This is a genomic window from Streptomyces sp. NH27 (assembly GCF_056859195.1).
Genome location: NZ_JACEGK010000002.1, coordinates 50,603 through 62,968, shown reverse-complemented (window position 1 = coordinate 62,968; position 12,366 = coordinate 50,603). Strand labels below are relative to the sequence as shown.

Below are 12,366 nucleotides of genomic sequence, written 5' to 3'. Positions count from 1 at the left end.
ATGCGGGCCTGGTCAATCCGTGGGTGGAAGCGGATCGGGGCCGGTTCTTCTTCTTCCAGTCGGCGAGCAACCCGTTCGGCATGGTCAAGCTGCGGCCGGACACGAGCACGAACACGCTGTGGGGAACCGGCTACCTCCACAAGGAGAACGACGTCAAGGGTTTCAGTCATCTTCACTGCTGGCAGATCGCCGGCGTGCAGGTGATGCCCACGACCGGTGCGGGCGTGTCGAAGCTGCAGGGCGACACCGGCTGGCAGTCGTATGTGAAGCACGACGCGAGTGAGGTCGTCGAGCCGGGGTACCACCGGCTGCATCTGGACCGGTACGGCGTCACCGCCGAGCTGACGTGCACCGATCGCGTGGGTATGCACCGCTATACCTATGACGAAGCCGGCCGCAGTGAGATCATCATCAACCTCGGCGGTGTGCTGGGCGAAGCGAGGATGAAAGACGCCCACGTCACCAGGGTCGGTAGCGATGAGATCGAGGGCTACGTCAACCAGGGCGGGATGCTCACCGACGGCATCTACTGGCCCCGGACACCCCCGGAGGAGAACCGGCTCTTCTTCACCATCCGGTTCGACCGGCCGTTCGACTCGTTGCGCGGGTGGGCGGGCGGAAGCCTGGCCAACGGCGGTGCGCCGATCGGTGAGTTGTCGGGCGACACCATGGGGGTGTACGCCTGCTACGAGCAGCTGGACGCCGGTGCGGTCGTGCAGATGAAGGTGGGGCTGTCGCTCACCGGGGCGGCGGGGGCGCGCAGGAATCTCGAAGCGGAGCTGCCGGGCTGGGACTTCGAGGCGGTGAAGCAGGCATCCCGGCAACGCTGGAACGCGATGCTGGGACGCATCGACGTCCAGGGCGGCACCGATCAGCAGCAGGTGAAGTTCTACACGGACCTGTTCCACCTGCTGTGCGGGCGCAGCACGATCAGCGACGTGGACGGCAGGTACCTGGACAACACCTGGCGGAACGGCAAGGTCAAGCAGATCCCGCTGGACCAGCACGGCGTGCCGAAGTACGCGATGTTCAACTACGACGCGTTGTGGCTGACCCAGTGGAACCTCAACACCGTGCTCGGCTTCGCGTATCCGGACGTCTACAGCAGCTTCGTGCACTCGCAACTTCAGATGTACCAGGACGGCGGCCTGCTGCCGCGCGGCCCGCGCTTTGGTGACTACTCGTTCGTGATGACCAGTGCGCCGGTGACGTCGTTCATCTCCGGCGCCTGGAACAAGGGCATCCGCGACTTCGACATCGACCTGGCCTACGACGCCATGCTCGACGCCCACTCCATCGGCGGCCTGTTCGACAAGGCCCCTTACGAGTATGCGAGTTGGGGAGGAAACGGCGGAGGCGCCCGGGACTACCTCGACCACGGCTACGTTCCCTACGACCTCCCGGTGAATGACTCGTGGGCATCGCGTGGCGCCGGGGAGACGCTGGAGTTCGCGTTCCAGGACTGGACCTTGGGGCAGTTGGCGCGGCGGCTGGGCAAGTCGGGGTTGAACGTCTCGCAGTTCGCCGAGGTGTCGGTGTCCTCGCAGCTGAACGAGGCGAACTTCGCCGGCAGTCGGGCGGTGGACGGCCGGCCGATCCGCGCCGGCATCGTGCCGTCGCAGAACGTGGAGTGGGCGTCCACGGAGAAGAACCCGTGGATCAAGCTGAGCTGGCGTGACAACAGGCGCGTCCACCAGGTGGTGATCAGCGATCGGGCGGACCCCGCGTCGAACGTGAACTCCGGCGTTCTGACCTTCAGCGACGGGTCGACGATCACCGTGCACGGAATCCCCACCGACGGCAGCACCAAGGTGGTGAACTTCCGGCCGAGGCGGGTCGGCTGGGTACGGTTCGATGTGACCGGCGGCGCCGGCGAGAACGTGGGACTGAACGAGATCGAGGTGTGGGACGACACCGACACCGGCGCCTATCTGACCGCGCGGTCCGACAACTGGCACAACCTGTTCGACCGGTCCACCGGGTTCAGCCGGCCCCGGGGATCTGACGGACGGTGGCTCCCGGGGTTCGACCCGCTGTCCGATGACGATTTCGTGGAGGCCAACTCCTGGCAGGCCACCTGGTACACCCCGCACGACGTGATGGGCCTGGCCAACCGGCTGGGCGGCACGTCCGCCTATGCCGACAAGCTCAACCATGCCTTCGAGCAGTCCAGAAGTGCCGGTTTCATCGGCGAAGGGCAGAACGGCGACGCGGGCGCCTATGTCAACTACGGCAACCAGCCCGGTCTGCAACTGGCGCACCTGTTCAACTACGTGGGCAAGCCGTGGCTGACCCAGTACTGGGTACGGCAGGTGAAGGAGCAGGTCTACTCCGCGATTTCCACCACTGACGGCTACGGTCACCACGACGAGGACCAGGGTCAGATGGGATCGCTCAGCGCGCTGATGTCGATCGGCCTGTTCGAAGTCACCGGAGCGAGCCTGTCGCGGCCGGTCTACGACATCACGTCACCGATCTTCGACAGCGTCACCATCAACCTCAACACCCGCTACTACAAGGGCCGGCAGTTCCGCATCGTCACCCACGACAACTCCGCGGCCAACATGTACATCCAGCGCGCCACCCTCAACGGCAAGAAGCTGGACCGGGCCTGGTTCTACCACGACCAGCTGACCGGCGGCGGGACGCTGGAACTGTGGATGGGCGACCAGCCGAACACCGCCTGGGGTGTCGAGCAACTGCCGTTCTCCCACTCGGCGCAGTCACCCGCCCTCCTGTACACCGCACCCGACCAGGTCCGGGTGGGCCCCGGCGAGAACGGCACCGTCACGTTGACGGCGCAGAACCTCACCGCGCGGACGGTCACCGTGAAGTGGCGCACCAACGCCCCCGAGGGCCTGCGCACCGAACCGGCCAGTGGCACGCTCACGATCCCGGCCAACGCCACCACCGGCCAGGACCTCACCCTGTCCGTTGCCGAAGGCACCCCGGAAGACCTCCACCGCATCACCTTCACCGCCCACGCCGCCGACGGAACCGAACTCCCCGAGGGCATCCTCTACGTCAGCGGTCTGCCCGCGCTGTCGGTGACGACCGCGCCCGCCGAGTTGCGCCTGTTGCAGAGCACCCCCACCACCTTCCAGGTCACGCTCGTCAACAACGACACCCGGACCCACAACGCCGAGGTCTCCCTGCAAGCCCCCGTCGGCTGGCAGACCGCCCCCGCCACCCGAACCCTGCAACTGGGCAGCACCGCGACCGCCGCCACCACCTTCACCGTCACTCCCCCGGCCGACGCCGGCGGGGCGCAGGCTCTGGTCGTGACGGTCACGAGCGATGCGGGCACGTTCCACCACGACGTCTCCGCCACCGTCCACCACGCGATCGCCACGGTGGGGGCCATCGATCTGGTGACCGCGGAACTCGCCCTCGCCCCCAACCGCTACAGCGACTATCCCACCGCCTTCCCGAACGACGTCGACTTCACCGTCGGCAGCGGCGACCCGGCAACCGCGTGGAGTTACATCCACCCCGGCCCCGACGACGCCTGGGCCGGAAGCCGACCCCACACCTTCACCCTGCGCTTCGACCTCGCCCAAACCCCCGAAAGGGATCTCGCCCTCACCGCATGGCTGATCGACACCCAACAGTCCGCGCCTCCCCAGCTCGAACTCAGCCTGAACGGACAGACCGCCGGCACCCTCCAACTCCCCGCAGGCGGCGGCGACGGCTATCACTGGGGCGACGGACACGGCGGCACCATCAACCCCACCACCATCGACTTCCCCCTGCCGGCCGACCGGCTCCGCACCGGCGAAAACGTCGTCACCCTCACCACCCGAACCGGCTCATGGTTCGTCTACGACGCTGTCGCCATCCGCGAGAACACCCCCTGACCGGCAGCCGGCACCAGGAAGAGAACCGAACGACGGTCCTGGGAAGGGCCACCCCCAACCGCAGGGAGGTCGGATTCGGCGAATCCGACCAAAAGGCTTGACCACTGTTCCTCCCGTGACAGGAGAAAGGTGTATCCATGAGATCCGCCTACCGTGTGCGCCGTCAGCGGAGCAAGCTCGGTGACCGGCTCGCAGCCGCGCTGGCCGCGATGGGTTGCGCCGCCGCCATGCTGGTCGGGATAGCCGCGGATCCCGCGGCGGCCGCCCCGCATTCCGGGGCAGTCACGGCACCGCTCTTCACGATCGGTACGCAGGACCAGTCCGACGCCGAGTTCGCGCTCCAGCCCTCGGGATACAAGGACTACTCGGCCGGCTTTCCCGGCGACGTGAACTTCACGGTGGGCGCCAGCACCGAGGCCCACGACTGGTCGTACATCCAGCCGGGCCCCGGTGACGCGTGGGCCGGCAGCACGGTCCACCCGTTCACGATCAACTACGACCTGAAAGCCGTGCCCGCCACCGGTCTGCTCCTCGACCTCTCGTACACCGACAGCTTCAGCTCGAACACCACGGTCGAGGTCGACTCGAACACCGTCGCCCAGTCTGCGACTCTTCCGCCCGGCGGCGGTGCCGGGGCGTTCGGCGTCGGCACCGCCTCGGGGACCACCGGCTTCGGGAACAAGCCCCATCAGCTCGGCTTCCTCATCCCCGCATCGGACCTCAAGTCGGGCGCCAACACGCTGGTCATCAAGAACACCACCGGGTACTGGACGGCCTGGGACTCGATCAGCCTGACCCCAGCCGCCGGCAAGGTGGGCACGGTGCAGATCCTGGCGACCAACCCGACGGTCCTGTTCAAGAACGACGCCTCGCAGGGACAACTGGTCGACCTCCAGGTCAACAACACCTCCGCCACCACCTCCAACGTCACCTTCACCGCGTCGGCGAACGACCGGAGCGACTCGACAGGGCCCCTGCCGGTCCCTGCCGGGGTCTCCACCCAGCGGATCGAAGTGCCACCGGCCCCCGCGGGCGCACCGACGCCGCTGGCGATCACCACCAGCAGCCAGGACAGCGGCTTCGCCGCGGGTGACTTCACCACCAACCTGCCCTACCAGCGACGCTGGCAACTGGACATGCTCAACGGCAGCCACCTGGACATCGGTTACCACTACGACCAGGCCACCACCCGGCAACTGCAGGACGCCTTCCTCGACCAGGCGGTCGCCCAGTGCCAGGCCACCAGCGGCTATCCGGCCAACGCGCAGTACCGCTGGAACATCGAGCACTCCTGGATGCTCGACAACTACCTCCAGGACCGCAGTCCCGCGCAGATCGAGTCCCTGGGCGGGTGCATCGCGTCCGGGAACCTGGACGTGCCCGCCGGTTTCGACAACAACCTGCAGGACCTGGGTAGCGCCGAGCAGCTGATCCGCTCCCTGAGCAAGGGGGCCGCGCTGGGGAAGAAGTTCGGGGTGAGCGCCACCACCGCCATCCAGGACGACCCGACCGGCGTGACCGCCCAGGACATCCAGATGCTCGCTCGACAGGGTGTCAAACTGCTCATCAACGGCAGCAACCCCGATCACACCGGGCGCTGGACGACGCCTCACGCCTCCCAGGACTCACCGGCCGTGTTCAACTGGCAGGCCCCGGACGGCAGCAAGGTGCTCACCTTCTTCGGCGCCCATGTCTACGACGAGGGCTACCAGTGGGATCCGACGCCCAACCTCAACGACAAGTTCTTCAAGAAGCTGGCGCCCTGGTCGAACAACGACAGCTCGACCCACCCGCTCCCGTACACCCCCATCACCGCACCGGTCATCACGGGCGCGGACGTCCAGTACGTGGCCGACAGCATCCTCAACGAGAACATCCAGGGCCTACAGGTCTCCAGGTACCCGCAGTCGGTGTACCCGCTGATGTTCTTCGAGGACAGCAATCCGCCGATGGTGGGCCTGTCCGACGTGGTGAAGGACTTCAGCCAGCAGTACGCCTGGCCCAAGCTGGTCGTCTCCACCACTTCGATGTACGCCAAGGACGCCGCCACCGCCCAGGGCCAGACCTCCGCTGACGGCTACCGGCCCGACCCCACCTCGGTGGACGCCGCCCGGCTGCCGGTCAGGCAGGGCGACTACACCGACTGGTGGTCCGACGGCGCCGGTTCATCCGCCTACGAGACCGGCGAGAACATGCAGGCGCAGTCCCGGACCACGAGCGCGGAGACCCTCGGCGCCCTGGCCGGCGTGCAGGCACCCGACCCCACGGCCCAGTGCCTGGTGGACTCGGCGTACCAGGAGGAAGAGCTCTACACCGAACACACCTGGGCCAGTCCGAGCCTGCTCGACCCCGACCCGCAGTGGGCGGTGAAGAAGACCCACGCCGACAAGGCCGGGCGGCTGAGCCAGGACGCCATGGACACAGCGGTCGGGTCCCTCAGTGATCAGGTGGCCAACACGTCGGCCGACCCGGGCCTGGCGGTGTTCAACTCGCTGTCCTGGCAACGCAGCGACGTCGTGACCAGCACCGTTCCCGCGGGCTGGGCCGGACAGCTGTGGGACGTGGGCCGCAACGCCGCGGTGCCCTACGAGTCGGTGAGCAGTACCCGGATCAGGTTCCTCGCCGCCGACGTGCCGGCCCTGGGCTACCGGACCTACGAACTGAGATCCGGGCCCGACACCGCCACCACAGCCGATCCCTCGCTCGGCTGGACCCCGGGCTCCGGCTCCGCCCCGGGCGTGTTGCAGAACCAGTACTACAAGGTCAGCGTCGACTCGACCACGGGCGTGGTCACCTCGATCATCGACAAGGCCACCGGACGTGAACTGGTCGACCAGGGCTCGGCCTTCAAGCTCAACCAGTACGTGTACCGGCCCAACCCGAACCGGGACGGGCGGACGACCGCGGCGAACCAGTGGTCCCCGGCCGGCGCCACCATCGCCCTCAAGTCGACCGGACCGGTGAGCACCACCATTGCGATCACCTACCCGGACACGGCCAACGGCAAGGACCCGGACGGCGAGGCCACCGGCGTCGACTCCGCGGGCAGCACCCTCACGCTCTACGCCGCCACCGCCCGCCTCGACATCTCCGACAGCATCGACAAGACCAAGGTGACCACCCCGGAAGAGGGCTACTTCGCCTTCCCGTTCAAGCAGGACGCCCCCACCGTCACCTACGAGACGCCCGACACCTCGGTGCAGCTGGCGAACGGCCAGATGCCCGGATCAGCCATGGACTGGCAGTCGGTGCGCAGCTACGCCGACCTGTCCAGCACCACCAACGGCGTCACCAGCGGCGTGACCCTGTCCACGCCGAACGCACCGCTCATGGAGTTCGACCACATCCGCAGCATGGAGCTCCAGCCCCGCCCCGGGCGCCTGGACGACACCGCGACCCCCGACCTGACCTCGGTGCAGCCCACCAACGGCTCGGCGTTCTCCTACGCCTTCAACAGCCTGTGGAACACCAACTACCGGCTCTACCAGTCCGGGCCGATCACCTACAACTACTCGATCACCGACCACACCGGGGCCTTCGACGCCACGAACGCCACCCAGTACGGCTGGGGCGTCCAGACCCCGCTACAGCCCGGCGCCGTACCCGCCTCGCACACCGGCACCTACCCGGCGGGGGCGAACTCGCTCATTTCGGTAGTGGACGGCAAGAACCAGCAGGTCGGCAACCTGGTGGTGCAGACCCTCAAGCAGGCCAACCCGGTACAGCAGACGGCCGGTCCCGCCGGGTTCCCGCTCACCGCACGCCTCCTCGAAGTGGCCGGCAAGTCCGGCACCGCCACCCTGCACCTGCCGTTCAAGGTCACCGAGGCGCAACTGGAGAACCCCGCCGAAGACCCCGACGGAGCCACGCTGACGGTGGAACCCTCGGGAACCGGCTCCGACGTCACGATCCAGTACACCGGACACCAGATCATCACGGTGGGCCTGCGGCCGGCCACGTACCGGGCAGCGGCGCCCATCGTGTGCGCCACCGAATTCGCCCTCTCGCCCGACGGCTACTCCAGCTACAGCTCGGCCTTCCCCCACGACGTCAACTACACCGCCCAGCAGGACACCGGGTTCACCGCCGGAATCTCCTACCCCTCGGACGCCACCCCCTACGTCTCCGCGACGGGTTCCGGCGTGTCCGCGCCGCAGTGGAGTTACCTCCAGCCGGGCCCGGCGGACAGTTGGGCCGGTTCCCAACAGCACACCTTCACGCTGAACTTCAACCTCGCCAAGGTCCCCACGAACGACCTGACCTTGAGTTTGTGGCTGCTCGACACCCAGGAAACCACCCCGCCCACGATCAGCGTCGCCCTCGACGGCGGGACCGGGCAGTCGATCCAGCTGCCGGCCGGCGGCGGCGACGGCTACCGCTTCGGTGACGGCGCGGCAGGTGAGGTCATCAAGCCCTCCACCCAGACCATCACCTTGCCCGCCGCAGAGCTCAAGAACGGGCAGAACACCGTGACCATCACGACCACGTCCGGATCATGGCTGGCCTACGACGGCTTCGCCATCGGAGGTTAGTGCCGTGTTGTGGAAGTAGTGCCGTCCGCCCGAGGGCACCGTCTCCTGCGCAGGTTTCAACGAGCCTGCGCAGGAGCGCCCCCTCGCCGCGTCGTGATCAGGACCGACCCGAACGACGCCGGCCGCGAAGCATCACCGCCAAGTAGCGGCACCCGCCCGTGTCCTGGGCTCGGACCCACTGGCGCGGCTCCCCGAACCTGACGACGCATGCCAAGACGAATACCCATGCAAACGTGCAAGCTGACCCGGAGGACTCCTTGAGCTCACTCAGCCGCCGTACCTTCCTGACCTTGACCGGGGCCGGCACACTGGCCGCGTGGGCGGCCCCTTTGCTCCCCGCTGCCCTGGCCGCCACTCCGGCCGGGTCGCCGCCACCGCTGGACTCGCTGACCAGCGACTGGCTGCCGCAGTCCGCCTTGCAGCACCTGCCGGGCATATTCAACTTCTACGGTGGGCTCAACGCCGACCCGAACATCATGGGCATCACGAACTTCACCTTGGCCCCCTACGTACAAGGCGGTTCGTGCGGGGACCTCACGGTCGACGGAGCGAGCCTGCCCACGGACTCGTCGCGCTGGTCGGCCTACGAGATCCTGCGCAAGGCGACGACGCCGACCGGTCTGACGGTCCGGACCGCGACACGGCTGGGTTTCGAGGCCAACCAGGTGCTGTGGCAGATATCGGTGACCAACCCCACCGGTGCCTCGGTCACGACCACGCTGGGGGTGAGTCTGAATCCGCGCGTCCGCAAGGCCACCGACGGTTGGACCTGGAGCCAACCGCGGCCCGGCGACTCGAACTTCACCGCCACCACCGTGGGCTCGCCGGCCACGAGCGTGCTCGTCTCCGACAAGTCCAGCCCCGCGGTGGCGGCCTTCGCAGCCGACTCCGGGGCCGAGTGGACCGCTTCCGGGGCCGCCGGCACCGTCCAGTGGGCACTGACCGTCGCCCCCGGCGCGACCGCGACCGTGCACCTCGTCATGGCCGTCGGCGACACCTCCACCGGCAAGCCACTCGCGGCGGTCTCGGACGCGACGGACGTCATCGCGCAGGCCGGCGACTCGTCGGCGGACTTCGGCACCGTGTTCGCAGGGGTGGCGGACGCATGGTCAACGCGCTGGGCCCAGGCATTCACCGCGGGCAACCCGCACTACTCCGGCTCGCTTCCGGTGCTGTCCACGGACGGCTCCGCCACTGGTGACGCCATCGCCCGCCTGTACTACACGAGCATCCTCTCGGTGCTGTGCTGCGAGCGGACGAACCTGGGCCCGTCGTTCAACACCCTTCTCGGGCGCACCGGTTCGTACAGCGGCTTCGACCGGGTCTACATCACCGGTGCCCCCGAGTACGCCGGCACGGTGACCTACTTCTGGGACACCTCCTACGGTTCCGTGATCCTTTCGCTGCTCGACCCGGCGATGATGCGGGCGCTGACGGCGTACTGGCTCGGGAAGGACATCTACGGCTGCTACGCCGTGGACATCGTCCAGGGCAACGGGGTCGGGCCCTGGTACTCGGCCAACGATATGACGGTGTTCACCACGACCCTCAACTACGTCAACTACAGCGGTGACACCGCCTTCCTCGACACCGCGGTCGCGGGCTCGACGGTGCTCCAGCACCTGACCGACAGCGCCACACACTGGCAGAGCCTGGTCCCGGCCGGGCAGGACCTCGCCGACTACGGACAGAACGGCAACCTGCTGGAGGTGCTGCCGAAGTACGTCAACCAGGTCGCCTCGATGAACGCCGCCAATGTGTGGATGATGAACCAGGCCGGCGCCCTGCAGAAGAAAGCCGGGAACGCCTCGCAGGCTGCCACGCTCTCCGCCGCGGCGGTGAACCTCCTGCCGCACGTCCTGGACCTCTACGTGCCGGGGGAGGGTGTGTGGAACTGCCGGCACGCCGACGGGACCCTGGTCACCGTGCGTACGGTGGTGGACTTCGCCATCGCCTCCAACCTGCTGGCCGACGACCTGACCGCCACGCAGCAGAAGGAGATGAAGAGTTTCGTCAGCACCGAACTGCTGGACGCGGACTGGATGCGCGCGCTGTCGTTGAAGGATTCCGAGGCCCCGGTCCCCCGCCCGGACCACGGCACCCTTGGTGCCTACGCTGCCTGGCCCGCCCTGACCGCCCAGGCATTCGCCCGCTTCGGTGACTACCCGTCGTTCCTGAAGATGCTCGCCACCTTCTCGGGGATCACCCACCAGGGGCCGCTGTCCCAGGCCGGCGCCCTCGCCCCCGCGGCCCCACTGGCCGTCACGGACCGGCCCGCGCTCAACCCCGGTGCGGCCCTGACGGTCACCGCCTGGATCAACGCCGCAAGCTGGCCGAGCCAGGTCTTTCAGGCGAGCATCATCGCGAAGGACACCTGGGCCGCCGGCAACGGCGGCTACGTGCTGCGCGCCGGAGCCGGGGGGAAGCTGTCCTTCGCGCTCAGCCTCGGCGGCGGATGGAGCGAACTGGTCACCACCACAACCGTGCCGACCGGGTCCTGGCACCATGTCGCCGCCGTCTATGACGGCGCTGCCATGACCATCTACGTCGACGGCGTGCAGCAGGCCACCAAGGCCCAGGCCGGCACGGTCGACGCCTCGGCCGCGGTCCCGGTCGTGATCGGCAACTCCCCGTCCGACCAGTCCCGGAGGTTCTCCGGCGCCATCGACGAACCCCGCGTCTACACCCGCGCCCTGACGGCCAGGGAGATCGCGCACACCCACGTTCGCGGTCCGGCGGGCGGCGGCCGCATCGACCCCGCCCTCGTACTCCGCTTCCCCTTCGACGAAGGCTCCGGCACGACTGCCACCGAGGTGGTGACCGCCACCGCGTACCCGGTGGATCCGGCCGACTGGACGGACAGCCGCCCCGGCTTCGGCAGCGCGTGGACCGTCAACTCGGCAAATGTCGGCGTCATCGCGGGCGACGTGATGACCTTCGTCCTCGTCGGTGCCGGCAAGTTCGCCGACGTCATCATCAGCGACCTGTTCGGCTACACCCCTGACGGTGCGAAGCCGAACCTCAAGGACGCCTCGGTGCCGCGGGGGCTCGCGGCCACCTTGTCCGGAGTGCGGCTGAACGGAGTCAGCCACACCATCACCAGTTCCTCGTCCGGACTGACGCTGAGCTGACGACCTGGGGTCCGGGACGGGCGACGACCCGTCCCGGATCACTCCCCGAAGTAGTCCGGATGCTTGGCCAGGAGCCTCGGGGCGTGGTCGGACACGCGGCGGGCATGCGCGCTGACGACTTCGTGGGCGCGCACTGGGTCGCCGGCCTCCAAGGCGTCCACGATGGCCGTGTGTTCGGCGATCAGTTCCCGGACCGTCGTCGAGTCGGGCAGGCTGAGCCGCCGGATCCGGTCGAGCAGCATCTTCGCCGGTTGTATGGTCTGCCAGACGCCCGGGTAACCGGCGAGTTCGAAGATCTGACGGTGCAGACCGTCGTCGGCGGCGAGGAAGCCCTCCAGGTCCCCGGTCTTCAGGCAGTCCTGCTGCTGGGCGACCAGCGTGCGCAGCGGCTGGACGTTCCGCTCGGGCTTCGCGCACGCGACGGTGACGGCCGAGGTCTCCAGGCTTTCGCGCACGAACCGCGCCTGCTCCACGTCGTGCAGCCGGATCGGCTCGACCCGGGTGCCGACCTGCGGGACGACCGAGACCAGCCCGGCCTCGACCAGGCGCGTGATCGCTTCACGCAGCGGTGTGCGGCTGACGTGAAGTTGCTCGGACAGCTCGGTCTCGGACAGCGATGATCCCGGGGGCAGGCGCAGTTCGAGGATGGCCGAGAGCAACTCGTTGTAGACGCGGTCGGAGGTGCGCTCGCGCCTGCGCGCGCCTCCCACGGCGGCCAACGCGCGCGTCGCGCTCGACTGGGTGCTGTCCGGTGTCACGGCCCTGATAGTGGCACAGTCGTCCGACGAACGACGACTTCTCGACGGACACGGCCGCAGAGCGAGGCGTCCGGCCGGGCGCCGTTCC

4 protein-coding genes are annotated in these 12,366 nt (G+C 68.2%); 3 read left to right on the top strand and 1 reads right to left on the bottom strand.

Annotated elements, in window-relative coordinates:
• Positions 1-8 precede the first annotated feature (8 nt).
• The 3 genes from AC13HU_RS00730 to AC13HU_RS00720 all read left to right on the top strand — a co-directional run bounded on the left by AC13HU_RS00730 (position 9) and on the right by AC13HU_RS00720 (position 11,520).
• Positions 9-3,857, top strand: a complete 3,849-nt coding sequence (locus tag AC13HU_RS00730) for a glycoside hydrolase domain-containing protein (RefSeq protein WP_483039694.1) — start codon at positions 9-11, stop codon at positions 3,855-3,857.
• Positions 3,858-3,994: 137 nt separating this feature from the next.
• The gene (locus tag AC13HU_RS00725; protein WP_483039691.1) at positions 3,995-8,389 is read left to right on the top strand and encodes a polysaccharide lyase family protein; all 4,395 of its coding nucleotides are present in this window, start codon (positions 3,995-3,997) and stop codon (positions 8,387-8,389) included.
• Between the two features lie 257 nt (positions 8,390-8,646).
• Positions 8,647-11,520, top strand: coding sequence for a LamG domain-containing protein (locus AC13HU_RS00720; RefSeq protein ID WP_483039690.1), 2,874 nt, complete (start codon positions 8,647-8,649; stop codon positions 11,518-11,520).
• Positions 11,521-11,558: 38 nt separating this feature from the next.
• Here AC13HU_RS00720 and AC13HU_RS00715 read toward each other — a convergent pair whose 3' ends face one another.
• Positions 11,559-12,278 (bottom strand): GntR family transcriptional regulator, encoded by a 720-nt coding sequence (locus AC13HU_RS00715; protein WP_483039689.1) that lies wholly within the window; start codon positions 12,276-12,278, stop codon positions 11,559-11,561.
• Positions 12,279-12,366 lie beyond the last annotated feature (88 nt).